This window comes from Jiulongibacter sediminis, from assembly GCF_001306455.1.
Taxonomy (GTDB): Bacteria; Bacteroidota; Bacteroidia; order Cytophagales; family Spirosomataceae; genus Jiulongibacter; species Jiulongibacter sediminis.
Genome location: NZ_LGTQ01000009.1, coordinates 128,286 through 151,467 on the forward strand (window position 1 = coordinate 128,286; position 23,182 = coordinate 151,467).

At 42.4% G+C, this 23,182-nt stretch carries 22 protein-coding genes; 11 read left to right on the plus strand and 11 right to left on the minus strand.

Features of this window, described 5'->3' with window-relative positions; all coding sequences use genetic code 11:
- The first annotated feature begins 1 nt into the window (after nt 1).
- Nucleotides 2-2,461, plus strand: a complete 2,460-nt coding sequence (locus tag AFM12_RS11230; RefSeq protein ID WP_055148219.1) for a YbcC family protein — start codon at nt 2-4, stop codon at nt 2,459-2,461.
- A gap of 48 nt (nt 2,462-2,509) precedes the next feature.
- Here the strand turns inward: AFM12_RS11230 and AFM12_RS11235 are convergent, their stop codons facing one another.
- A complete protein-coding gene (locus AFM12_RS11235; RefSeq protein WP_055148221.1) occupies nt 2,510-4,231 on the minus strand; it encodes a GMC oxidoreductase in 1,722 nt (573 codons plus the stop codon).
- A 126-nt stretch (nt 4,232-4,357) separates the two neighbouring features.
- Between AFM12_RS11235 and AFM12_RS11240 the strand changes: the two genes are divergently transcribed.
- Nucleotides 4,358-4,867 (plus strand): heme-binding domain-containing protein, encoded by a 510-nt coding sequence (locus tag AFM12_RS11240; RefSeq protein WP_055148223.1) that lies wholly within the window; start codon nt 4,358-4,360, stop codon nt 4,865-4,867.
- 110 nt (nt 4,868-4,977) lie between these two features.
- On the plus strand, nt 4,978-5,880 hold the full coding sequence (locus AFM12_RS11245; RefSeq protein WP_082391300.1) for a prohibitin family protein: 903 nt from the start codon (nt 4,978-4,980) through the stop codon (nt 5,878-5,880).
- Nucleotides 5,881-5,974: 94 nt separating this feature from the next.
- On the opposite strand, the gene AFM12_RS11250 is transcribed toward AFM12_RS11245, so the two are convergent.
- On the minus strand, nt 5,975-6,778 hold the full coding sequence (locus AFM12_RS11250; RefSeq protein WP_055148225.1) for a hypothetical protein: 804 nt from the start codon (nt 6,776-6,778) through the stop codon (nt 5,975-5,977).
- A gap of 206 nt (nt 6,779-6,984) precedes the next feature.
- Here AFM12_RS11250 and AFM12_RS11255 point away from each other — a divergent pair, with 206 nt between their 5' ends.
- Both AFM12_RS11255 and AFM12_RS11260 read left to right on the plus strand, forming a co-directional pair.
- Nucleotides 6,985-8,148 carry a sigma-54-dependent transcriptional regulator gene (locus AFM12_RS11255; protein ID WP_055148227.1) on the plus strand — a complete coding sequence of 388 codons (1,164 nt, stop codon included), beginning with the start codon at nt 6,985-6,987 and terminating at the stop codon, nt 8,146-8,148.
- Nucleotides 8,149-8,238: 90 nt separating this feature from the next.
- Nucleotides 8,239-9,723, plus strand: a complete 1,485-nt coding sequence (locus AFM12_RS11260) for a YfcC family protein (RefSeq protein ID WP_055148900.1) — start codon at nt 8,239-8,241, stop codon at nt 9,721-9,723.
- Here AFM12_RS11260 and AFM12_RS11265 read toward each other — a convergent pair.
- On the minus strand, nt 9,720-10,490 hold the full coding sequence (locus AFM12_RS11265; RefSeq protein WP_055148229.1) for a hypothetical protein: 771 nt from the start codon (nt 10,488-10,490) through the stop codon (nt 9,720-9,722). The genes AFM12_RS11260 and AFM12_RS11265 overlap by 4 nt on opposite strands.
- A gap of 118 nt (nt 10,491-10,608) precedes the next feature.
- Here AFM12_RS11265 and AFM12_RS11270 point away from each other — a divergent pair, with 118 nt between their 5' ends.
- Nucleotides 10,609-11,202, plus strand: coding sequence for a methyltransferase domain-containing protein (locus AFM12_RS11270; protein ID WP_055148231.1), 594 nt, complete (start codon nt 10,609-10,611; stop codon nt 11,200-11,202).
- Nucleotides 11,203-11,206: 4 nt separating this feature from the next.
- On the opposite strand, the gene AFM12_RS11275 is transcribed toward AFM12_RS11270, so the two are convergent.
- Nucleotides 11,207-11,971 carry a hypothetical protein gene (locus AFM12_RS11275; protein ID WP_055148233.1) on the minus strand — a complete coding sequence of 255 codons (765 nt, stop codon included), beginning with the start codon at nt 11,969-11,971 and terminating at the stop codon, nt 11,207-11,209.
- Nucleotides 11,972-12,060: 89 nt separating this feature from the next.
- On the opposite strand from AFM12_RS11275, the gene hemB reads away from it, so the two are divergent.
- Nucleotides 12,061-13,041: a porphobilinogen synthase gene (gene hemB / locus AFM12_RS11280; protein WP_055148235.1), complete on the plus strand. Its 981-nt coding sequence runs from the start codon at nt 12,061-12,063 to the stop codon at nt 13,039-13,041.
- Nucleotide 13,042: 1 nt separating this feature from the next.
- On the opposite strand, the gene AFM12_RS11285 is transcribed toward hemB, so the two are convergent.
- The 4 genes from AFM12_RS11285 to AFM12_RS11300 form a co-directional block, all read right to left on the minus strand.
- Entirely contained in the window at nt 13,043-14,017 is a 975-nt protein-coding gene (locus tag AFM12_RS11285; protein ID WP_055148237.1) for an AAA family ATPase, read from the minus strand.
- Nucleotides 14,018-14,051: 34 nt separating this feature from the next.
- Nucleotides 14,052-14,906, minus strand: a complete 855-nt coding sequence (gene prmC, locus AFM12_RS11290) for a peptide chain release factor N(5)-glutamine methyltransferase (protein ID WP_055148239.1) — start codon at nt 14,904-14,906, stop codon at nt 14,052-14,054.
- A 67-nt stretch (nt 14,907-14,973) separates the two neighbouring features.
- Nucleotides 14,974-15,753 carry a 3-keto-disaccharide hydrolase gene (locus AFM12_RS11295; RefSeq protein WP_055148241.1) on the minus strand — a complete coding sequence of 260 codons (780 nt, stop codon included), beginning with the start codon at nt 15,751-15,753 and terminating at the stop codon, nt 14,974-14,976.
- Nucleotides 15,754-15,804: 51 nt separating this feature from the next.
- Nucleotides 15,805-16,854, minus strand: a complete 1,050-nt coding sequence (locus AFM12_RS11300; protein WP_157687374.1) for a patatin-like phospholipase family protein — start codon at nt 16,852-16,854, stop codon at nt 15,805-15,807.
- 40 nt (nt 16,855-16,894) lie between these two features.
- Between AFM12_RS11300 and AFM12_RS11305 the strand changes: the two genes are divergently transcribed.
- Complete coding sequence (locus tag AFM12_RS11305; protein WP_310586869.1) at nt 16,895-17,683, plus strand: glycosyltransferase family 2 protein; 789 nt, start codon at nt 16,895-16,897, stop codon at nt 17,681-17,683.
- Here the strand turns inward: AFM12_RS11305 and AFM12_RS11310 are convergent.
- Both AFM12_RS11310 and AFM12_RS11315 read right to left on the minus strand, forming a co-directional pair.
- On the minus strand, nt 17,676-18,119 hold the full coding sequence (locus AFM12_RS11310) for a hypothetical protein (RefSeq protein ID WP_055148245.1): 444 nt from the start codon (nt 18,117-18,119) through the stop codon (nt 17,676-17,678). The two genes, AFM12_RS11305 and AFM12_RS11310, sit on opposite strands and share 8 nt — an antisense overlap.
- Nucleotides 18,120-19,373, minus strand: a complete 1,254-nt coding sequence (locus tag AFM12_RS11315; RefSeq protein WP_055148247.1) for a glutamate-5-semialdehyde dehydrogenase — start codon at nt 19,371-19,373, stop codon at nt 18,120-18,122.
- 111 nt (nt 19,374-19,484) lie between these two features.
- Here AFM12_RS11315 and AFM12_RS11320 point away from each other — a divergent pair, with 111 nt between their 5' ends.
- From AFM12_RS11320 to AFM12_RS11330, 3 genes are all read left to right on the plus strand, one after another.
- The gene (locus tag AFM12_RS11320; RefSeq protein WP_055148249.1) at nt 19,485-20,966 is read left to right on the plus strand and encodes a DUF4301 family protein; all 1,482 of its coding nucleotides are present in this window, start codon (nt 19,485-19,487) and stop codon (nt 20,964-20,966) included.
- Nucleotides 20,967-21,319: 353 nt separating this feature from the next.
- On the plus strand, nt 21,320-21,922 hold the full coding sequence (locus AFM12_RS11325; RefSeq protein ID WP_055148902.1) for a helix-hairpin-helix domain-containing protein: 603 nt from the start codon (nt 21,320-21,322) through the stop codon (nt 21,920-21,922).
- A gap of 85 nt (nt 21,923-22,007) precedes the next feature.
- Entirely contained in the window at nt 22,008-22,571 is a 564-nt protein-coding gene (locus AFM12_RS11330; protein ID WP_055148251.1) for a hypothetical protein, read from the plus strand.
- Here AFM12_RS11330 and AFM12_RS11335 read toward each other — a convergent pair.
- On the minus strand, nt 22,568-23,182 hold the full coding sequence (locus AFM12_RS11335; protein WP_055148253.1) for a TIGR04282 family arsenosugar biosynthesis glycosyltransferase: 615 nt from the start codon (nt 23,180-23,182) through the stop codon (nt 22,568-22,570). The genes AFM12_RS11330 and AFM12_RS11335 overlap by 4 nt on opposite strands.

Here is a 23,182-nt window from a genome sequence, read left to right on the forward strand (position 1 = left end):
AATGATTGATCTATCAATATCCAAAATATCAGATCAGCTACTCAGCAAAGAGCTGACAATGGCTTGTGAAAAAGTGGCCCCATTATGGTCATTAGAAAATGTGGTGGCGGTGAATCCATTCATCGGATTTGCTGATCAGAAATTCGTTGATACAGCCGAATATCTTTCTGAGCTGGCCAACATTCAAATGGCACTTCCAAGCTCATTTTACCTTGAAAAATACAGAGAAGGTAATATCAGTAAAAGTGATTTGGAATGGGTTCTTTCAAAAGAAGCCTCGGAATTCAAAGCAGATGAATTTCTCAATGGTCTTGACATCTCAGAGGATGTAAAATCTAAAAGAAGCATATTGAGTCTGGCCGATATGGCCACCAAAATTACGGGCAAAGATTGGCGATCTTTCATGACTTCCAGAATCTCTTTCTGGGCCTCGGCTTATTTTGATAAAGGTCAGGCTGCCTGGAAAGCCAGCGATTTTGAATCCGGAATTTTCGAATCCTGGAAAGCTGAAGCCGGGATAGATCTTACTCCTGAAATTCAGGGTTTGAAAGGTTTCCGTAGCAGTATCAAAGCCTTGCCTGATCAGCCTGAGGAGGCAGCAAGGGAGGCCATAGAAACGCTGGAGATTACTGAAGAATTTCTTCCGGTTTATTTACACAAGCTTTTACTACAAACGGCTGGCTGGTCAGCATACATAGCTCAGATTGATTGGAACCTTGAGCTTCAGGGAGAAGGTAAAACAAAGCTCAAGGAGTTTTTAACCATACTTCTTTGCTGGGAAGCTTGCCTCATGAAGGCTATAGATACAGACGAACTGAACGACGCCTGGGAGAATTACACTGAAAATTTTAAGTCTTCTCAATCAGGTCATCGAAAAAGCCTGTCTGCCAATTTGATTTTGCAGGAGGCATTCAACCGGACGGTCCAAAGAGAAATTATTGAGAAGTTTAAAGGGGAGAAAAATCCGGTTAACGCTTCGGAGACGACTCGAAAGTTAGCTCAGGCTATTTTTTGCATCGATGTCAGGTCAGAGACTTTCAGACGAAACCTTGAAAAGGTTGATACTGCTATTGAAACGATGGGTTTTGCAGGTTTCTTCGCGTTTCCCATCAATTATATGCCTTTGGCTCATGAACACGGGCAGGCTCAGTGCCCGGCCTTACTGGCCCCCGGGTATACTGTTGAAGAAGGCCTTTCAAATGCAGATCAAAACGCCAAAGCTCAGGAGAAAAGGCAGCTCAACTATCAGGTTAGAAAGCTTTGGAAAAGCCTTAAATCCGGGGCAGTGACCTGTTTTAGTTTTGTGAGCCCTTTAGGAATTACTTTTCTCGTGAAATTGCTAACCGATACCTTCAGGCTAACCAGGGCAGTACATGACCCTGCAAAAGTGGGTTACTCGGGCAAAGATTTCAAGAACAGAACAGTAAACATTGATCATGCTCATCACAGCCATAGAGAGGTTGGTATTCCTTTGGAAAAGCAGGTGGAAATGGCAGCGAATGCTCTAAGAGCCATGTCGCTGACAGAGAATTTTGCAAAGTTTGTTCTGCTTATAGGCCATGGTTCCTCATCGGTGAATAATCCGCATGCCTCAGGTCTGGATTGTGGAGCCTGCGGAGGTCATTCCGGAGAGGCCAATGCAAAAGTGGCGGCAAAAGTTCTGAATAATCCGGAAGTTAGAAAAGCTCTGAAAGAACTCCAGATTGATATTCCTGACGAAACGATGTTCTTAGCTGGGTTACATGATACCACCACGGATGAGGTCGAGTTTGAAGAACTCAGTCAGCTCAATCCAGATCAGATCAAAGAGCTTGTGCAAATCAAAAATTCATTTACCCTGGCTGGTCGATTGACGAGAAAAGAAAGAGCTGGTAGAATGGCTCTGAAGGGAGAAGTTGATAAAGTAATCAAAGACCGCAGCAAAGACTGGTCACAGGTAAGGCCTGAGTGGGGGCTGGCAGGTTGCTATTCTTTTGTGATTGCCCCGCGGGAGAGAACCAGAAACATTGATTTTCAGGGAAGGTCTTTTTTACACTCCTATGATTGGAAAAAGGACGAAAGCTTTAAAGTGCTGGAGTTGATTATGACTGCCCCGATGATCGTTACGAGCTGGATTAGTCTTCAATACTTCGCCTCTACGGTGGATAATAAAAATATGGGGGCCGGTAACAAGACTTTACATAACGTAACAGGCGGAGTTGGTGTCCTTGAAGGATTTTCGGGAGATCTGAGAGTTGGATTACCACAACAGTCGGTCTTCAGCGGAGATCAGGTCCTTCATGAGCCCGTAAAACTCAATGTGATTATTGAAGCTCCTCTTGAGGCCATCAATCAGGTGTTGGAGAATCATAAAAACGTAAGAGATCTTATAGATAACGAATGGATTCACCTTCTGGCCTTAGGAGAGACAGGAGAAGTTAGTTATAGATACATCGGTGATCTGCAATGGGAAAAAATATAAAAGAAACAACGGGGTGTATTGATGAATACACCCCGTCATTGTAAACTTTTAGAAATCTCCACGTTTTAAAGCATTCTTAGCAAAATCAGCGGCCCTTGCGGCCAGAGCCATGTAGGTTAGAGAAGGGTTTACGCAGCCGCTACTGGTCATGGCGGCCCCATCGGTAACAAAAACGTTCTCACAGCCCCAAACCTGGTTGTGTTTATTAAGAACTGAAGTTTTAGGGTCGTGACCCATTCTGGCCGTACCGGTTTCATGTTTTGACAGGCCAAGCGGAGGTTTTTCGTTGGCAAAAGAAAATACATTTTTGACGCCACAGGCTTCCAGAATTTCAGCCGCATCATTCTTCATATCTACTCTCATTTTAAGCTCATTTTCTTTGATTTCGGCATCAAAAACGATCTTTGGAATACCGTATGGATCTTTTTCGGTTTCATGAAGATACATTCGGTTTTCTTCATATGGCAGTGTCTCGCCAAATGCACTCATGTAGACCGACCAGCTACCCGGCTCATTGAGAGATTCTTTCAATTCAGCTCCGAAAGACGGTTTGCCGGCGGTATTACCCCGCCCGCGACTGGCACCTCCCTGATAATCAAATCCACGTAGATAATCCCGTTTATCGTTGCCGATGTTACGGTAACGTGGAATAAAAAAGCCGTTGGCTCTGCGTCCAAAATAATACTGATCAGTAAAGCCTTCCACTCTGCCACCCGCTCCGGCACGGCTGTGATGATCCATCAGATTTCGACCCAACATACCACTATCATTTCCCAAACCATAAGGAAAACGAGCTGATTTTGAGTTCAGCATAATATGTGCTGTGCCGATAGTGGAGGCGTTGAGAAAAACAACTTTGGCAAAAAACTCTTTACTCTCTTTAGTCTCCCGGTCAATAGCGATAACTCCTTTCGCCTTTTGAGTTTCTTCATCAAAAATGACTTCAGAGACCGCTGCATTACTAAGCAAAGTAAGGTTTCCGGTTTTCATGGCGGCCGGTAAAGAGGCGGCATTTGTGCTGAAATAGGCTCCGTAGGGGCAACCTTTTGCACAGGCATTCCGATATTGACAGCTGGCACGTCCTAATGCTTGTTGTTCCTCGGTAGGTTCAGTGAGATGAGCCACCCTGCCAATAGTGATGATTCTTTCAGAACCATATTTTTGTTTAATCTTTTCTTTGAGGTCAAGTTCCACGCAGTTAAGCTCCATTGGCGGCTGAAATTCGCTGTCTGGCAGGTGCGGTAAACCTAGTTTTTCACCACTAACTCCGGCAAATTTTTCAACGTGGCTATACCAGGGAGCAATGTCTTTATAACGGATAGGCCAGTCGATGGCTACTCCTTCTTTGAGGTTCGCCTCAAAATCAAGATCGCTCCAGCGGTAAACCTGACGGCCCCAAAGTAACGATTTACCTCCGGTACCAAAACCCCGATACCAGTCATAAGGCTTTTCTCTGATGTACGGGCTCTCTTCAAAAGGCATCCAGAAATGATCATTGGTTTCATTTACGGGGTACCCACCCTCAGAGGTCATATATGGAAAACGCTCTCTGATTTCATTGGTGATTCTCTCCCGATGAGGCATTTCCCAAGGTGGAGTAAGAGCATGTTTATAACTGCTGATGTGATCATTTTGAGGGCCACGCTCTATCATGAGCACTTTGAGACCTTTTTCAGCAAGTTCTTTGGCTGCAATGCCACCGCTTATACCGCTACCAACAACGATGGCGTCAAAACTATTTTCAGTATTCTCGTTGAAATTTATATACATATTAATGTTCTTCAATAGGGATATCAAAACTACAAAAGCTGGCTTCTTAAACCATATTGATCAACCACTGATTTTCTCAATTTCAGCAGAAGGTGTACATTTGGTGAAACGAAACCCTTTTAAACTATGATGAAGAAAATTTTACTGGGCTTGCTAGTAGTTTTGATTGTGATTCAATTCATACAGCCTGAAAAGAACATCTCAGAGACCCGCTCACCTAACGACATAAGAACACTATATGAGGTACCGGATGATGTAGGTCTTATTTTGGAGAAAGCCTGTGATGACTGCCACAGTAATAACACCAAATACCCTTGGTACAGTAATATTCAGCCGGTAGCCTGGTTTCTTGCTCACCATGTTGATGATGGTAAAAAACACTTTGACCTGTCAGAGTTTGCAGCCTACAGCCCTGACTGGGTAAAATGGCATAAACTGGAAGAGCTCGTAGAAATGGTGGACGAAGGCGAAATGCCTCTGGAAAGCTACACCTTAATTCACAGAGACGCCATACTGACAGACGCTGAAAAAGCATCGCTCATTGGCTGGGCTCAGGATATCAGAGCTCAGATGGAAGCAGACAGTACTATAGATCTTACGCCTCCTAAAAGAGGGCCGAGACCGGGTGATCACTAGTTCATCCATTCGGCATTCCTGTTAAAATGCCCCCGACCCATTTATCCAGATTTGATGGCAATGGCGGGGGCTTTTTTGTACCTTAGAACTAAATAAACCGATCGATAAATATGTCAATGTTATTGTTTTTAGGCCTGGCGGCCATAATAGCCAGTTTTGTTTTAAATAACCCGCAATCACCTCTTCAGCGACTTTCAGGCACCATCAGAGTGATTGGTATTGTACTTCTTATTTTAGGAGCACTCTCAAAAGCTGTAGTGCAGATAAACCCGGGTCAGGTAGGAGTGCAGAGTTTGTTTGGTAATGTTAAAGACAACACTTTAAAGAGTGGACTAAACGTGGTAAATCCGCTGGTGGAGGTGCATGAATTTGATATTAAAACACAGAATTACACCATGAGTGGTATCACTGATGAAGGGAATAAGGGCGGCGATGATGCCATCAGAGCCCTCTCGAAGGATGGTCTGGAAGTAACTCTTGATCTTACTGTTCTTTACAGGATTATCCCTGAAAGAGCACCCGCTATTTACCGGGAGCTTGGTAAGGAGTATCGTGATGTAATTGTGAGACCGATAGCCCGAACCCGAATCAGAGACCTGGCGGCCAACTATGAGGCGGTTTCTCTGTATTCCTCAAAAAGAGAAGAATTTCAAAACAAGATTTTTGATGCTATCGAGAAGGATTTTGAGTCCAGGGGACTGGTGCTTGAGCAATTACTGGTCAGAAATATTACACTTCCCCAATCAGTAAAACTGGCTATTGAGTCAAAAATCAATGCCGAGCAGGAAGCTCAGAAAATGGAGTTTGTACTTCAGAAAGAAAAGCAGGAAGCCGAGCGAAAGCGTGTAGAGGCTCAGGGTATTGCTGATTATCAAAGAATTCTAACTTCTACGTTGACTGATCGTCTGTTAAAATATGAAGCTATTCAGGCTCAAAAAGCCCTTGCGGAATCAGAAAATAGTAAAATGGTAATTCTTGGAGGTAAAGAAGGAAATTTGTTAATAACGCCTTGATAAAGCCAAACAAAAGGTTTTAAAACAGTGGAGGCCGCCCAAATGGGTGGCCTCTTTTATACACTGGATTATTAGTCTTGTAAGCACAAGATTTTTAGTTGCAGTCGTACTCGTATCTGAGAGTACTGCTGGTAATTTCTCCGTTTTGTTCAATAATGTATTCGCCGGACATGATAAGATCTTTCTTGTCATAGTCGAAAATGATTTGAGTCGTCTGATCTACTTTGCCTTCATCGTTATACAGTTTGCCTATCACCATGTTGTTTTTGCCCATATAGGAAAAGAAGTTATTGGCTATGCCAACAAAACCCAGACAAACCTGACGAAACACACCTGGCATAAACAGGGGCTTATCGTCATACTTTTCGCCCTGATACACCATTTTCTCCGGGTCACTATCAATGGATTGATAAACAGCTCTTACGTTATTTCCGGTATACTCAATTCTCGTTTGTCCGTCTACTGAGCGTCCGAAAAGTTCAACGGTGGTTTTCACACTCACTACCTTATTGTCTTGCCATGTAAACACGTTATGCATGAAGGGTAGTCCTGAAATGGAGGAGTTGGTTTCACTGATTTGCCCATCCTCATCATAGGTATAGCTTACCACTACTTTTTCGAGATCCACCTCGTTATCGATTTCCAACGTTTTGATCCTTTGATCTTCGCCATAGCGGATGCTCAAAACCATCCTTGTGTCGTCATTGAAATAAATCCGTGTAAGCTGCTTTCCAACATATTCAAAATCCCGCCAGGAGGTGCCGTCGGGCTCAATAAGAGCAATCACCGGGCAGGCGGCTGTTTCAAGAAGCTTATTCAGTTTTTTCTTTTTCTTACAAGAGAAGGTTAGAAGCACAAGCACACCCAGCATCGCAATTTTGCCGAAATTCTTTAGCATCTTTTCCCTGACATTTTAAGGAAGTAGCTGCAAGAATAATACCGAAATTATCTACGGATGGATATAAACCATAGAAAATATAAGCTTTGAATGGTCTGGGGCTGTAAAACAACGTAGTCAATGAAAGTTTTTTGTTAACTTGCCTCGGTAAAACATGTGTTTTCAAGCTAAAATAATAATCCTAAAACCACGATTAAGCTACCCAAATGGCAAAAATCCTTGTAATTGATGACGAAAAGAGTATTCGGGATGCACTCAGAGATATTCTGGAATATGAAGGTTATCAGGTAGACGAAGCAAAAGACGGTCAGGAAGGCCTGGATATGGTGCTGAGTGCACCCTATGATGTGGCCCTTTGTGATATTAAAATGCCCAAACTCGAAGGGCTTGATGTACTCCTCAAAGCCAAAGAAGAAGGTTCTGTAACACAGTTTGTGATGGTTTCAGCATTCGGTAACGTGGAGAATGCCGTAGAAGCCACTAAACGTGGAGCCTTTGATTTCATTACCAAGCCGCCAGACCTGAATAGACTTTTGGTTACGGTAAGAAACGCCATTGAGAAAGCAAATGATGTAGAGGTCATCAAAACGCTCAAAAAGCGTGTATACAAAAAGAACGAGATCGTTGGAGATTCTGCACCTATTCTCAAAGTAAAAGAAACCATTGACCGTGTAGCACCAACAGAGGCCCGAGTACTGGTAACCGGCCCGAACGGATCAGGTAAAGAGATGGTAGCCAAACAGATTCACGAGAAAAGCAGTCGTTTCAAAAAGAAACTGATTGAGGTTAACTGTGCGGCTATTCCGTCAGAGTTAATAGAGTCAGAACTTTTTGGACACGAGAAAGGAGCATTTACTTCAGCAATTAAACAACGGATCGGAAAGTTTGAACAGGCCGATGGCGGCACACTATTTCTGGATGAGATCGGCGATATGAGTCTATCAGCTCAGGCCAAAGTACTCAGAGCCCTTCAAGAGGGGAAAATTACCAGGGTAGGTGGCGAAAAAGAGATTAGCATCAATGTTCGAGTACTGGCGGCGACGAATAAAGACCTCAAAAAGGCGATTGAAGAAGGAGAGTTCAGAGAAGACCTTTTCCACCGTTTGAATGTGATTCCTATTCATGTGCCGGCGTTGAAAGACAGAGCTACAGATATTCCTTTGCTTTGTGATAAATTCCTTCAGGATGTTTCTGAAGAGTATGGAGACACTCAAAAGTCATTCTCAAAAGAAGCAATGGAGCACATGATGAAATTGGAGTGGACGGGTAACGTGCGTGAATTAAGAAACGTAGTAGAGCGTTTAGTAATTATGTGTGGTGAAACTATTCAGGTAGATGACGTGAAATTATATGCAGGTATGGGCATTTAAGCCTTGTCAACTGCTTTTCAAAAGTGAAATGCCGAATGGTGTTTCACTTTTTTTATGTCTATTTTAGGCCGAAGAACTGATTACAGCGATATGAAATTCCCATCGGCACATACAGTTTTATTGATCATTGCGGCTTTGGTGGCTGGTATTACCTGGTTTTTACCTTCGGGTCAATATGATCGACTAGTGTATGATAGCACAACAAATGAATTCAGAATCAGCGGTGAATCAGAGAAATCAATGCCTGCGACACAAGAGTCGCTGGATGATATCGGCGTCAAAATTCCATTGGAAAACTTTACCGAAGGAGATATCTGGAAGCCTATTGGCATACCTGGTACCTATCACAAAACGACCTCAAAACCGCAGGGAATTATCGACTTTTTTCAGGCTCCATTGAAAGGAATTGAGGAAGCCATTGACATTATTTTATTTGTATTAATTCTCGGGGGAGCTATTGGAGTGGTCCACTCCACAGGAGCTTTTGATGCTGGAGTTATCAGCCTTTCCAATGTTTTGAAAGGCAGGGAGTTCTTATTGATCATCATTATTACCTCATTAATTGCAGCGGGAGGGACTACCTTTGGTTTGGCCGAGGAAACGATTGCTTTTTACCCGATTCTCGTTCCGGTTTTTCTGGCTGCCGGATATGACGCCATGGTGGCCATCGCCTGTATTTATATCGGTTCTTCTATTGGTACTATGGCCAGTACCGTGAATCCTTTTAGTGTGATTATCGCCTCGGATTCAGCTGGAATCAACTGGATTACAGGCATCCAGGGTCGTGTGATGATGTTATTTATTGGTCTTTCACTTTGTCTCTGGTATATATTGCGGTACGCCAGAAAAGTGAAGAAAGACCCTTCAACTTCATTAATTTATGAGCAAAAAGAGGAGTTGGAAGAGCGTTTTCTTCAAAAGAAAGGTGCCGAGAGGAAGCTGCTCACAGGTCGCCAAAAATTCATTCTAATCGTCTTTGCACTCTGTTTTGTTGTTATGATTTATGGTGTTTCCAGTTTGGAGTGGTGGTTTCTTGAGATGACAACCGTCTTCTTTTGCGGAGCAATTCTTATGGGTTTTATTGCCAAAACTGGTGAAAAGGCCTTTGTCAAAAGTTTTATCAATGGAGCCAAAGACCTCTTGAGTGTGGCTTTGATCATTGGTGTAGCCCGTGGAATTACTATTTTGATGGAACAAGGGCAGATTTCAGACACCTTACTTTATCAAAGCTCGCTAGCTGTTGATGGCATGCCCAAAGGACTTTTCATCGGTATGCTTTATGTCGTTTATACCGGTTTGTCTTTATTCATTTCCTCTTCATCTGGTATGGCAGTACTTACAATGCCCATTTTTGCTCCATTAGCAGATGTGGTGGGTATTGGACGGGAGCTCATTGTCAACGCCTATATGTACGGGCAAGGGCTTTTTGCCTTTATCAACCCAACCGGTCTCATTCTGGCCTCACTTACTGTTGTAAATGTGGGTTTTAATAAATGGCTGAAGTTCATAATGCCTTTGGTGACAATGTTGGCTTTTTTGGGGCTACTTGCCCTGATTGCCGGAACTTACTTTTAGAGTAAAAAAGGTATACCTATTAAGCCAAGTAAAACGATTAGACTGGTAAAAAGCCATACTTTGAAGAATTTTCTCCATTCATCCTGCTTTTGGGATTTCCTGAGTTGTCGGTATTTTCTTTGATGGCCTTTTCTGAAGATTTTCAGAAGAAAGTAAATTCCTCCGGAGAAAAGTCCGAGCGTTGTTATTGCGGCCAGAAGAGCAAAATACCAAAGTCCGGTACAGGTGAGAGTACAGGTAAGCATGGCTCCGGCGGCTGTTAAAGCGAGGCTTAGGACAAAAAGAAACCCGTATAGAATTCTTCTTTTACCCATTCCTGTTTTAGGCTTATAACGTCCGTTTCTCTTTTTTCGAGTCAGCTCCAAAGTATTTTGCTCTTGGGCTTTTTTAAGTAATCCACTCTCCTGAATAGTTATCACATCCCCTGCGTAAACGGAGGGTTCAGAATTGTTTTGTGGTGAAAGGAAACCTCCAATTGAAAAGCTGGTGAACCAGGTTAAACTCATTATAACCATGGCTCGGCTAAGATAGCTCCTAAAGTGCAACCTTTTGGTTTTGCACTTCAATACAGCATAAGCCAATGAGAAGGTAAAAATGGTGATCAACAGTAGTTCATTGACCCCAACCTTGGCCATCAAAACAGTGCCTAAATAAAAAGCAATCGACAATCGGCCTATTTCAGCGGCAGAGAGGAGGGTTTGAGCAAGAATTACATTTTTTGAAGCCCAACGAGCTATAGTGGTTTGCGTTTTAGGGTTAAACAGCATGTGGTTAAAAGTTGAATTCAGGCAAAGTAAATAATTCCGTGGAATGTAGACAAATTGAACTTAAAGGAATGTTTTGCCCTGCATCTTGCGTTCTGCTTTGAAACAAATCACGGTTTTGATGTCAAATCAATTAGACGATAATTTCTGGTCAACCCGATACAAGGAGAACACCACAGGCTGGGATCTTGGGCAGGTTTCACCTCCAATAGAAGCTTATGTGGATCAATTGACTAACAAGGATATATCTATTCTGATACCTGGCTGTGGCAACTCCCATGAGGCTGAGCATCTTCTCTCTGCAGGTTTCAAAAAAGTAACGCTGGTGGATATTTCCGAGGTTTTAGTGGAGCGACTGAAAGTGAAATTTGAAGCAGAAATCGCAGAAGACAGATGTGAGGTCATTCATGCTGATTTCTTTGACCTTAAAGGCACTTTTGATCTGGTGATAGAGCAAACTTTTTTCTGTGCCATTGATCCTTCTTTACGTCAGCAGTATGCCCAGAAAATGGCTGAATTGCTGAAACCTGGAGGCAAAGTGGCCGGTGTTCTTTTTGAAATGCACAAACCGGATGGCCCCCCTTTTGGTGGTAACTCTGAGGAATATCTTGGTTATTTCGAACCTTTGTTTGACATCAAATCAATGGAGCCTTGTCATAATTCCATTGCACCTAGAGCTGGCTCAGAGCTGTTTATAATACTTCAAAAGAAGTAGGAATTTATCCGAAAATATTGCCAAGCAGAATTGTTAGGGCCACTCCAACGGCAGTGACTACCCAAACGAGAAGGAAGTTTTTCCATTCGCCTTTGCGTTCATCGCAGCTCATGTTTTTATACTTTTTGGAGGCTTTTTTTCGTAGAGCTTTGATCAGGAAGAAAATACCGCCGCTGAAAACTCCGGAGGTTAATACGAACGTCAGTATCGCCAAAACGCCATAACCTGAGCAAGACAAACTGCAGCTCAAAATCAAGCCGAAATAGGTCAACGGAAGACTCAAAAGAAACAACAAAAGGTACGGCCAGCGTTTGGCGGGTTCTTTCGTCTTGTTTTTTTTTATTGCTTTCAGCTCTACTTTCAGTTGCTTTGTTTGCTTCAAAGCCTTATCTAAAAGTCCACTTTTCGAAGTTTCGGTAATATCATCAAAGGCCATGACCAGATTAGCAGAAGAGTTAATCTGATTACCTGACAAAACTCCACCTAGCGTAAAACTGAGAACAAAAGAGCAAAGAGAAAGCAAACCAGCTTTTCTAATGTATTGGCTGAAATTCCGACGACCTACAGGTCGGTTCATGACTACAAAAAAGGCGGAAAGGGTCAAAATTGTAACCAAAACAAGTTCGTTAACCCCTACTCCATGCAGTACCTTATAGCCCAGAAAAAGCCCAATTAGCAGTCGTATGGTCTCTGTAGCGGCCAGTGTCCATTGGGCTTTTTTGATATTAACCTGTGCCCAGTTTTCTAGTGGTGCTCGGTGATTTGTCATATTATTTTTCCGGATTGGGAAAGGTAAAACTAGATAAAAAAGTGGGATTGGAATCAAATCCCTATTTTTGCAGCCTAAAAACCTAGGAAATGGAACTGACACGTCGACCGAGAAGAAATAGAAAATCTGCTGCTATCAGAGCTATGGTGGCTGAGCATACCCTGAGCGTAAATGACTTTATCTTTCCCATGTTTGTCATGGAAGGAGAGAAGATCAAGCAGGAAATCAAGTCAATGCCCGGTATTTTCAGGTTTAGCATTGATGAGTTACTTATAGAGCTCAAAGAGGTGGCGGAGCTTGGTATTAAATGCGTGTGTTTGTTCCCTAATTACCCTGAAGAAAAGAAAGACCATCTGGCCTCTGAAAGCACGGAAGAGGGTACCCTTTACCTGGAAGCCATTCGTCAGGTCAAAGCAGCCTTCCCTGATTTGTTAATCATGACCGACGTGGCGATGGACCCATATAGTTCTGATGGACATGATGGTATCGTGCAAGATGGTAAAATCCTTAACGATGAGACGGTCGAGATTCTCTGTGACATGGCCGTTGCTCAGGCAGAGGCTGGTGCTGATATCATCGGACCTTCGGATATGATGGATGGTCGTATCGGCGAGATTCGTGAAGCTTTGGATGATGCTGATTTTACGGATGTCAGTATCATGGCTTATACGGCAAAATATGCTTCTGCTTTTTACGGGCCATTCAGAGATGCTTTGGATTCTGCCCCGAAATTCGGTGATAAAAAGACCTATCAAATGGACCCCGCCAATGTTCAAGAAGCTGTCATGGAAGCCGATCTTGATTTTGACGAAGGAGCAGATATGATGATGGTAAAACCCGCCTTTGCTTATCTGGATGTTATCAAGGCATTAAAAAGCAATTTTGATATTCCGATTACGGCCTATAATGTAAGTGGCGAATACGCGATGATCAAAGCCGCGGCCCAAAACGGCTGGCTGGATGGTGAAAAAGCCATGATGGAAATGCTCCTCAGTATGAAAAGAGCAGGGGCTGATGTGATTTTGACTTACTTTGCTAAAGAGGCGGCCAAGGTTTTACGAAACCAGTAGCCTATTTCCCTGCGATAGCCACCTTATTGAGAATTTTTTCAATGATGTGCTCGGTGGTCACCCCATCGGCATCTGCCTCATAATTGAGGATAATCCTGTGATTGAAAACATCATTCACAAGAGGTTTGATATCATCAGGTAAGACGTAATCGCGACCATCAAAAAAGGCCATTGCTTTGGCTGCATTATAAAGGGCAATGCCCGCCCGGGGTGAAACGCCAAATTGCACGTAATGAGCCTCTTCGTGTAAGCCGTATTCTCCGGGGAAACGACTGGCAAATACCAGCTCCACGATATATCGCTCCAGCATATCAGAGATTTCAATTTTATTGATCTCCGACCTGATTGAAAGGATTTCTTCAGCCGTAAGCATCTGCTGAGGACTGTAATTCCAGTCAAGGTTGGTCATTCTTCTAAGTACTTCCAGCTCGCTTTTTTTATCGAGATAATCCACAAAGATTTTCATCATAAAGCGGTCAACCTGAGCCTCGGGTAGGGGGTAAGTACCTTCCTGCTCCACGGGGTTTTGAGTAGCCATTACCAGAAAAGGGCGATCAAGCTGATAGGTCTCAGAACCAATAGTCACCTGCTTTTCAGCCATGGCTTCCAGCAATGCTGACTGCACTTTGGCAGGAGCACGGTTCACTTCATCGGCCAGAATAAGATTTGAGAAAATAGGCCCTTTCTTGACCTCAAAATCCCCAGACTTCTGATTATAAATCATCGTCCCGATAAGGTCGGCAGGTAAAAGGTCAGGCGTAAACTGAAGTCTTCTGAAATCGAGTTCAAGAACCTGAGCAAGGGTATTAATGGTTTTGGTTTTAGCCAAACCGGGGACACCTTCCAACAGGATATGCCCCCCCGTAAAAAGGCCGATCAGCAGTCTGTTGACCAGATAATCCTGACCTACGACAACTTTGCCGACTTCCTCAAAGACGTCTTTTATTTTCTTTTGAAGTTCTTTTTTGTGACTCATTCAGGGGTGAAATTAATGAAATAGCCCATATTTTTCAGACTAATCCTTTTTTAGCTTTTACAAAACGATCTTTACCATAAAAATCTTTCAAAATTTCTACCTGTTCATAGCCTTTCTTTTCAAATAACTGTCGGGTTTCCTCGCCTAGATAACTATTGATCTCGGCCAGAATAAGTCCGTCTTTATTGAGTTGCTCGATACCCAGATCGGCGATACGCTTATAGAAAATTAAAGGGTTATCGTTCTCTACAAAAAGAGCGAGGTGTGGTTCGTAATCCAGCACATTGGCTTTCATTTGAGACTTTTCGAGGTTTCTGATATAGGGTGGATTGCTGACAATCAGGTCAAAGCGTTTGAGATTGAGCTCTGTTGATTTTTCTTTGAGAATATCCTCGTGTAAAAATTTAACAGAAGCCTTCAGGGATTTGGCGTTTTCCATTGCGACTTTCAAGGCTCCTTCAGAGATATCCAAAGCCCATACCTCTGAATTGATGAGCTCAAGAGCCAGTGAAATGGCAATACAGCCACTGCCCGTACCAATATCCAGAATGGCAGGTTGATCCAATTGCAAGGATTTGATGATGGAGATCAATTCCTCGGTTTCAGGGCGTGGAATTAGTACATTTTTGTCAACCTTGAATTTTCGACCAGCAAAATAGGTAAACCCGACGATTTGCTGAATGGGTTCCTGCCTGTTGATTCTTTCTACGTATTCTTCCAGAAGCAATTCATCAATCATCACCGATTTATTTAAGATGATATCCATTTTTGAGATATCAAAACCGTCTTCCAGCAAAAGAAAAGCCACAGACTTTCGCTCCGACTCATCCTCGATGTACAGGTCTTGAAGGGTTTGATCAAAAATACTTTTGGCTCCTAAAAAAGACATAAAAAAAGAGGTATTACCCTCTGCATAGTGAAAAAGAAGAGCCGGCTTTCCGGCTCTTCTTCTAAAATTATAATGGTCTGATCCAGATGTTTCTGAATTGAGTTTTGTTTCCGTGATCCTGAAGATGGATTACATCATCACCATGAGCTGGCGGATACATATGAAGACCGATGTATTCTGTAATACCTGTGATACTCACGTTATTTTGAACCAAAACACCATTTAGGAAAACCGTGATTCTGGCCGGGTAGTCCACCTGACCATCGGTTCCGAATCTCGGGGCGGTATAAACAACGTCGTATACATTCCAAGAAAGAGGGTCACGCATTGGGTTTACCAACGGAGCGTGGTCTTTGTAGATAGAACCCGCCTGACCGTTTCTATACGTACGGTTTTGGTAAGAATCTAAGACCTGAAGCTCGTAACGATCTTGAAAGAAAACACCAGAGTTACCTCTGCCCTGGCTCACGCTTTCTACTTTATCGGGTGCTGAAAATTCAAGATGTAGCTGGCAGTCGCCAAATTTCATTTTGGTTTTTATATCACCGGAGCCAGGCTTTACTTCCATATGATCTCCCACGATCGTCCACGGAGCTGGCTGAGAAGGGTCTTTGCTACTTACCCATTGGTCTAGGTTAGAACCGTCAAAAAGGATGATGGCGTCAGATGGTGCATCGCCCAGTTTTTTGCCCGGAGTAACAACGGGTACCTCAGGCTCCCAGATTTCAGTCATTTCCGGCTTCATTGGCATCGGCGAAACTTCCGGTGGTGTGCTCGAGTATTGAGCAGAAACCTGAGCCGCAGCAGCCATTAAAGCGGCTGACAACAAAATCTTTATTTTTTTCATCTGTTTATTTATGGTTTTGGTTTTAGAATTTCCAAACTTACAAAAAGCAGTTTAATCTGCCAGTAAATTTATCCGGCTTAAAAAGAGTTGAACGCCCTTGCGGCCTTCTTCCATAAGAGCCTTTTTTTCATCCTCAGGCACCTTGCGGGGTTTAGGGCTAATGCCAAGGTCATTGATATAAATCGTTCGCTCCACGTCTTTGGGGTGAGCAGGGTTTACATTTCGCATCAGAATACTTGCCAAAGCGGCCATATAGGAATTGAAATCCTCAATCTGATAAGGAGCAATTCCGTAACCATTTTCAAGCTCTTGATTAATCTGTTCGGGGCGGTCGAGTCGCAAACCAATAGTCTCGGGGTTAAACATATCGCAATACTCGTCGTCACAAGCCGGGATGTATTGAGAATGGTCAAAGATTTCAACAGGGTAGTTCATAAGAATACCACCATCAACAAAAAGGTGGCAAGGGTCATCTTCAGTGGGTTCTTCATAAACTTTACCGTCTTTATTTAACCAAATGGCTCGATAATAAAGAGGGATAGACATAGAGACCCGAACGGCATCCGCAATTCGCATATTGGGATGCGTTTCATGAGAGAAAACAACAGACTTTTGAGCTGATAAATCGGCTCCCACTACATATAAATCTCTAAAAGGATAAGCCTCTGCCAGCTTATGAAGATCTCCAAAAGTCAGGTCTAGAGTTCCCGTTCGGTCATAAATGAACCCTTCAAAAGTAGATAGAAAGCTTTGACCTTTATACCAGCCGTATTGATTGAGCAGTCGTTTTGTGCCCCGAGGGACAAAACCATCATCATTAAACGACTCAATCGGAGTCTCGGAGATGATTTCAGTGATTTCTTCCGCTGAGTACCCAACAGACAAGAGTGCAGCCTGAATAGCCCCTGCAGAGGTGCCTGCTACCCGAATGATGTTTTTCAAAATACCTTGTTCTTCAAGCTCCGCCAAAGCCCCTCCGTAGGCAATTCCCTTGATGCCGCCACCCTCCAACACAAGGTTACGGTAGACCGGGATATACTGGGCGTTAAGATTCCCGAAGACGAACAGAAAGCAGATAATCAGTGGTATAATCCGACGCATGAAATGTTTTTGAGCTTCTTTCAATCTAATAAATGAATTTTTGCTTGAAATTGTTTCACCTGATGACCGTACCTTTGTTAACGGAATGACAATAACTCTGATTACCATCTGCTATAACTCGGCAGCTACCATTGAAGACACTATAAAAAGTGTGCTTGTTCAGGATTTCAAAGATATCGAGTATATCATAAAAGATGGAGGTTCTACTGATGGAACACTCGACATACTCAAAAAATACGAAGACCAGCTGAAGTGGGTTTCTAAAAAAGATAAAGGAATTTACAGTGCTATGAATCAGGGTCTGGAGTTAGCAAGTGGTGAAATAATTGGCTTACTGAATGCTGATGATTTTTATGCTGATAACGAGGTTTTAAGTAGGGTAGCAAAGGTTTTTGAGGACTCCAAAGTAGGAGCGGCTTACAGTGATTTACAATACGTGGATAGCCAGGATACGAATAAAGTCACCCGAAACTGGCAAGCAGGTAATTACGACCGCTCAAATTTTCTCAAGGGTTGGATGCCGCCTCATCCCACCTTCTTCTTAAGGAAAGAGTTTTATGATCGTTTCGGTTTCTTCAGGGATGAGTTTGCTTCGGCAGGCGATTACGAGCTTATGCTCAGAATGCTCTACAAACATGAAATCAAGGCTGTTTATATCCCTATTGTTCAGATTAAAATGAGGGCGGGAGGTGTGAGCAATATGTCTCTCAAAAACAGGATCAGGGCAAACAAAGAAGATCGCAAGGCCTGGAAAATCAACGGAATAAAACCTAAATGGTACACCCTATGGTGGAAACCCCTTTCAAAGATTATTCAGTGGCTTAACTGATCGAAATAATTTTGACGTGCTGACCTCTGAACTCAAAAATTTCCTCGGCTTTTTTGCCTTTCAGGGCCTGAGCCATAGGCGAAGTTTCAGAAATGACCATAGCCTTCTCGCCATTCACCTGTAAAAAGCCAATACTCGTGGCAATAAGAATTTTACCTATGGAAGTTTCAATGAAGGCTCCAGTGATCGGGAATTCATACTTTTTTTGAGGATCAATACTTTGTAAAACAGCCATTTCGGCTTTTGCTTCAGCTTCCTGACGGGCATACATGTCCCGATCGTTTTGAGCCATGGCTCTGCCGGTTTCATATTTATTGCCGGCAGAGCTTTTGGTTTCTTCATTGGCCGCAGTTTGGGCCGCTGTCATGGCTTTACGAGCCTCATCCAGCCGGAGCTGAACTTTTGCTTTAGCCAGTTTTAAGAGTTCTTCTTTCACTTAACGAATTTGACCCTTTCCTAAAACCACCCATTTTTCTGTAACCAGTTTTTCAAGGGCAAAAGGCCCTCTGGCGTGTAGTTTTTGAGTGGAAATTCCTATCTCAGCCCCTAAGCCAAACTCCTCGCCATCGGTGAATCGGGTAGACGCATTGTGATAGACGCTGGCGGCATCTACCTCTTTAATGAATTTGATAGCCAGATCACTATTCTCTGTGATAATGGCCTCCGAGTGTCTTGAACTATTTTCTTCAATATGCTCGAGAGCCTCGTCAATACCATTTACGGTTTTGAAAGAGACTTTATAGTCAAGCCATTCTTTCCCGAAGTCTTCAGAACTTGCCTTTTTGAGTTTGGTATACCCATTTTTCTCAAAAACAGGATAGCTTTTCTCGTCGGCATAAACTTCAACATCGTATTCTTTAAAGCCTTCAAGTACCTGAGGAATCACAGTTTCCAACACTTCTTCGTCCAGTACGGCACAGTCCAAAGAGTTACAAACGGAAGGGCGTGTCACCTTGGCATTGACCAGAATGGCGGCAGCCATTGAAGGATTTCCTGTTTTTTCAACATATGTGTGACAAACACCCGCTCCGGTCTCAATTGTAGGAATCATTGAGTTTTCACGCACATAATTGATGAGTCCTGCCGAGCCACGAGGAATAATAACATCCACGTAATCTTCGGCATTGAGCAAGGCGGCTGTGTAACTTCTATCTGTGGGTAAGAGTGTTACTACTTTAGTAGGTAAGCCATTATTGCTTAGTACTTTATGGATGAGTGAAACCAGGTAGGTATTTGAAAAATGAGCCTCTTTGCCACCTTTCAGAATAGCTGCATTACCTGATCTAAGGCAAAGTGAAGCTACATCTACGGTAACATTTGGTCTTGATTCATATATAATGCCCACGACGCCAAGCGGGTCGGCAATTTTCGAAAGTTTGAGACCATTTGGCAATGTTTTTTCTAAAAGAACTTTTCCCACCGGGTCTTCCAGTTTGGCAACCGTTCGTAGAGAATTTGAAAGGCCTGCAATACGCTCGTCAGTAAGCAACAAACGGTCGTATTTCGGATCTGAGGTCTCCATTCGGTCAAGGTCTTTTTTGTTTTCCACCTTGATTTCTTCCACTTCCTTTTCAATGAGCTCAGCCAAATCCGTCAAAAGTTTAGCTTTCTCTGTAGAATTTAGTCTTGCAATAGCTTTTGAAGCCTTTCGGCTTTGTTTGAAAAAATCTTCTGCTTTTTGTTGTTCCATAGGTGCACAAAGGTCTTAAAAAATTAAACGAAGACATAAAAAATGCCCCTTTTCTCAATCAGGCTCGTTATTTTTGAATGAGACTTTAACGCAAAACCTAAATAGATTTTCATGTTTTCAGAAAAAGACAAAGCCCAGATAGAGAAAAGAGGAAGCGACATTAAAACGGTGGAGCAACAAATTGAAAATTTCGTCAACGGTTTTCCGTTCATTAAAGCCCGTAAAGCGGCAACTATTGATGACGGGATGATCAGATTGAAAGAATCCGAAATTGATGAGTTGGTAGCTTTATTTGATAAAGAATCTTCAAGAAAGAAACTTCTCAAGTTTGTGCCGGCTTCGGGTGCAGCCTCCAGAATGTTCAAAGCTCTTTTTGCTGCGAAAGATGAAGGTAAGAAAGACAAGAGCGTAGAACAGTATATTAATGAAATTGATAAGTTTGCTTTTGCAGGAAGCCTGATGAAAGTAACGCAGGGTAAAAGGGATGATCAGAGCCTGTTGAACGGACTTTTGAATGCTGATGGTTTAGATTATGGAAGTCTGCCAAAAGGGTTACTAGAGTTTCATCAATATGGTGATCAGACCCGAACCGCGGTTGAGGAGCATATGGTGGAAGGTGCGGCCTACGCTAACAGAAATGGTAGGGTTCGTTTGCATTTCACCGTTTCGCCAGAGCATAAAAGCAAGTTTAAGTCGCTGATTCAGGGGGTTAAGAAAGCCTATGAGGAAAAATATGGGGTTCAGTTTATTTTCAGTTTTTCTGAGCAAAAGAAAAGTACAGATACCATAGCGGTTAATATGGATAATACTCCGTTCAGGCTTGAGGATGGCTCAATATTATTCCGTCCGGCTGGGCATGGAGCATTGCTTGAAAACCTGAATGATCAGGATGCTGACGTGATTTTTATCAAAAATGTAGATAATGTAGTCCCTGATCACCTGAAGGATGAAACCATTAAGTATAAAAAAGCTTTGGCAGGCCTTTTGATGAGTTATCAGAAAAAGGTTTTCAACTTCGCTAAAAGGTTGGATAAGCCCGAAGTTTCAGATTATACACGTCAAAAGGCGTTGAGTTTCTTAAAGAATGAGCTCAATGTTACCCCGCCGAAAGGTTTCAGAAATTGGTCAAATGAAGATAAATTGGCTTATGCCAAAGCAAAAATCAACCGACCTATTCGTGTCTGTGGAATGGTGAAGAATGTCGGTGAGCCAGGTGGTGGGCCATTCTGGATAGAAAATGGAGACGGATCCTTCTCAACACACATTCTTGAGTCGGCTCAGTTTAATTTCAATAACAAGCGTCAGTCTGAAATTTTTAATAATGCCACGCATTTTAACCCTGTGGATCTTGTGGTATCAACTAAGAATTACAAACGGGAGAAGTTTAATCTATTGGACTTCAGAGATCCCCAAACCGGCTTTATTACTGAAAAGAGTATGAGTGGTAAAACCTTGAAGGCTCAGGAATTACCGGGATTATGGAATGGCTCTATGGCTGACTGGAATACACTATTTGTGGAAGTGCCTCTTATTACCTTCAATCCCGTAAAGACGGTGAATGATTTGTTGAGAAAAGAACACCAACCAGCTTAAGGATAGACGATTAGATAATTGTCTAAGAAATAGGAAGAAACCCTGCTTCATACATATTTGAAGTAGGGTTTTTCTTTGAAAGGGGGTTGAAAACATTGGAGCTTATCGCAAACGTTTGCAATACCCTTGAGTAGCTTGATATTGCATAATTGATTGATAATGAATACATAAGTAGTCTACTTAATCTTCCGGTTAGCCCTAAATGGAAGTTTTTTATACTTATTTGATGTTGAAATTGTTTGTATTTTTTAAAGAATTGTACATTTCGAAGAAATATTGAATTTATTGAAGAAAGTTTGCTGCATGTCCGAATTCTAATGATAACATTTGTACAGCAAACAACGGAAAACGTAATGGCAAAGACCAAAATTAATTTTTCTCTGGCTCCTGAAATTGTTGGAAATGCAAGTTCAGGAATATTACTAGGTGAATTCAATAACTGGGATGCTTCGAAAGGTGTGAAACTAAAGAAGGCCAAAGACGGATCTCTTACCACCGCCATCACACTTGAAACAGGAAAGGTCTATGAGTATAGATACCTGCTTGATGATGGAAGATGGGTAAACGATGGTAATGCAGATGCTTACAATTTCGTTTCTGATTTTCAGATTGATAACTGCGTAATTGAAGTTCCTGCACCGGTGAAGAAAGCTCCAGCTAAAAAAGTTGCGGCGAAAACGTCAGCGAAAAAAGTAGCAGTTGTGAAGGGAGATGACCTGACAAAAATTGAAGGTGTAGGTAAGAAAATTGCCGAATTGTTAGTAGCAGACGGCATTGATACGTTTGAAAAACTTGGTAAAGCTACTCAAAAGACTTTGAAAGGAATTTTGGAAGCAGCCGGCCCAAGGTATAACATCCATGAGCCAAAGACATGGCCTAAACAAGCAAAGCTTGCGGCTGCTGGTAAAATGGATGAGCTTAAGAAATTACAAGACTCCCTTAAGGGAGGAAAATAAGATTTTATTTCAATAGGGTTGAATGAAATGCCGGGTACTTTGTACTCGGTTTTTTTTGTATTTTGAGGCAATTATTTTCCTCTTGATGAAAAGCTATAATTTCCTCTTAATCTTTCTGTTAGCTCTCTTTATGGGCTGTGAAAAAGAGTCTTTGTTATTGGAATATCGCATTGAAGAAGGCCTGGAGGTTTATGTTGATCGGTTTTTCTTAGAGGCTGAAAAGAGAGGTGTTTTTATTGAGAAGGAAAATTTGATTTTAGAGTTTACAGAAGTCATTAATGATGATTTTTGTGGACAATGTGAACGTCCTAAAAGGAATAGAGCGGGGCAAAGAATTGTATCAATCAGTACTGATCCTATTTGCTGGTTCAGGGAATCAGACCAAAACAAAGAGGCTTTGGTGTTTCACGAGCTAGGTCATTGTCTTCTAGGTCGGGACCATAAGGATGACCTTTTCCCTTCAGGTGCTCCAAGATCAATTATGACCACTATTCTTGAAGGCCCATATCAACCCTGTATTTATGTTTTTGGAGGTGAGGAAGATGTCAAAAAGTGCAACCTCACTGTTAGGCGAGAGTACTACATTGACGAGCTTTTTGATGAAAATTTATCGACTGTACCTGAGTGGGCTCTTCCGGGAGAAAATTAAAGTAAATGCTTTACATCTTCTTCATAGTCAACATCACTTAAATGAGGAAGTTTGGCTCTTCTTAGATTATTTGAATTTAGGGCACTCATTGCTTCCATAAAAACATCTTCATGTGACCAGGTTTTATTCAGAAATACATCAGCCATTACCTTCTCAGTTTTCTGATCTAACAGGTTGAAATTGAAGCCGATACTATAGTATCCGCCATCTTTTGCAGGGCCTATCACGGCTTCCTGCTCATTGAGCAAAACAAAGGCATCTTTGACAGTATCGTCAGTTAGCTCAAGACAGTCTGAACCAATAATCAGCACTTTCTCATACCCCTTTTTCCATAGGTCATGGAAAGAAGAAAACATTTTGAGTCCCAGGTCAGGGTCCTGGTTTTGAAGGTGTTTGTGGAAATCGCTGTTTGACCACTCATCGTTTTCATCAATAAACTGACTGTAAAACACATGACGATCCACAGCTACATTTTGGGCGATCTCACGAGTGTGCTTCATGAGTAATTTATAGATTTCCAGAGCTTTCTCATCCCCAATCGTTGAGGCCAGTCTGGTTTTAACTTTCCCTAACTCAGGATTTTTAATGAAAATTATAAGGGCTTCTTTCAA

What these genes read in the sequence shown, in the direction of transcription:
- AFM12_RS11265 (WP_055148229.1), bottom strand. Translation starts at nt 10,490, where the DNA reads ATGCTGTTTAACCCTAAAACGCAAACCACTATAGCTCGTTGGGCTTCA.
- AFM12_RS11250 (WP_055148225.1), bottom strand. Translation starts at nt 6,778, where the DNA reads ATGCTAAAGAATTTCGGCAAAATTGCGATGCTGGGTGTGCTTGTGCTT.
- AFM12_RS11275 (WP_055148233.1), bottom strand. Translation starts at nt 11,971, where the DNA reads ATGACAAATCACCGAGCACCACTAGAAAACTGGGCACAGGTTAATATC.
- AFM12_RS11245 (WP_082391300.1), top strand. Translation starts at nt 4,978, where the DNA reads ATGTCAATGTTATTGTTTTTAGGCCTGGCGGCCATAATAGCCAGTTTT.
- AFM12_RS11230 (WP_055148219.1), top strand. Translation starts at nt 2, where the DNA reads ATGATTGATCTATCAATATCCAAAATATCAGATCAGCTACTCAGCAAA.
- AFM12_RS11235 (WP_055148221.1), bottom strand. Translation starts at nt 4,231, where the DNA reads ATGTATATAAATTTCAACGAGAATACTGAAAATAGTTTTGACGCCATC.
- AFM12_RS11260 (WP_055148900.1), top strand. Translation starts at nt 8,239, where the DNA reads ATGAAATTCCCATCGGCACATACAGTTTTATTGATCATTGCGGCTTTG.
- AFM12_RS11285 (WP_055148237.1), bottom strand. Translation starts at nt 14,017, where the DNA reads ATGAGTCACAAAAAAGAACTTCAAAAGAAAATAAAAGACGTCTTTGAG.
- hemB (WP_055148235.1), top strand. Translation starts at nt 12,061, where the DNA reads ATGGAACTGACACGTCGACCGAGAAGAAATAGAAAATCTGCTGCTATC.
- AFM12_RS11270 (WP_055148231.1), top strand. Translation starts at nt 10,609, where the DNA reads ATGTCAAATCAATTAGACGATAATTTCTGGTCAACCCGATACAAGGAG.
- AFM12_RS11300 (WP_157687374.1), bottom strand. Translation starts at nt 16,854, where the DNA reads ATGCGTCGGATTATACCACTGATTATCTGCTTTCTGTTCGTCTTCGGG.
- AFM12_RS11295 (WP_055148241.1), bottom strand. Translation starts at nt 15,753, where the DNA reads ATGAAAAAAATAAAGATTTTGTTGTCAGCCGCTTTAATGGCTGCTGCG.
- AFM12_RS11320 (WP_055148249.1), top strand. Translation starts at nt 19,485, where the DNA reads ATGTTTTCAGAAAAAGACAAAGCCCAGATAGAGAAAAGAGGAAGCGAC.
- AFM12_RS11315 (WP_055148247.1), bottom strand. Translation starts at nt 19,373, where the DNA reads ATGGAACAACAAAAAGCAGAAGATTTTTTCAAACAAAGCCGAAAGGCT.
- prmC (WP_055148239.1), bottom strand. Translation starts at nt 14,906, where the DNA reads ATGTCTTTTTTAGGAGCCAAAAGTATTTTTGATCAAACCCTTCAAGAC.
- AFM12_RS11240 (WP_055148223.1), top strand. Translation starts at nt 4,358, where the DNA reads ATGATGAAGAAAATTTTACTGGGCTTGCTAGTAGTTTTGATTGTGATT.
- AFM12_RS11330 (WP_055148251.1), top strand. Translation starts at nt 22,008, where the DNA reads ATGAAAAGCTATAATTTCCTCTTAATCTTTCTGTTAGCTCTCTTTATG.
- AFM12_RS11325 (WP_055148902.1), top strand. Translation starts at nt 21,320, where the DNA reads ATGGCAAAGACCAAAATTAATTTTTCTCTGGCTCCTGAAATTGTTGGA.
- AFM12_RS11255 (WP_055148227.1), top strand. Translation starts at nt 6,985, where the DNA reads ATGGCAAAAATCCTTGTAATTGATGACGAAAAGAGTATTCGGGATGCA.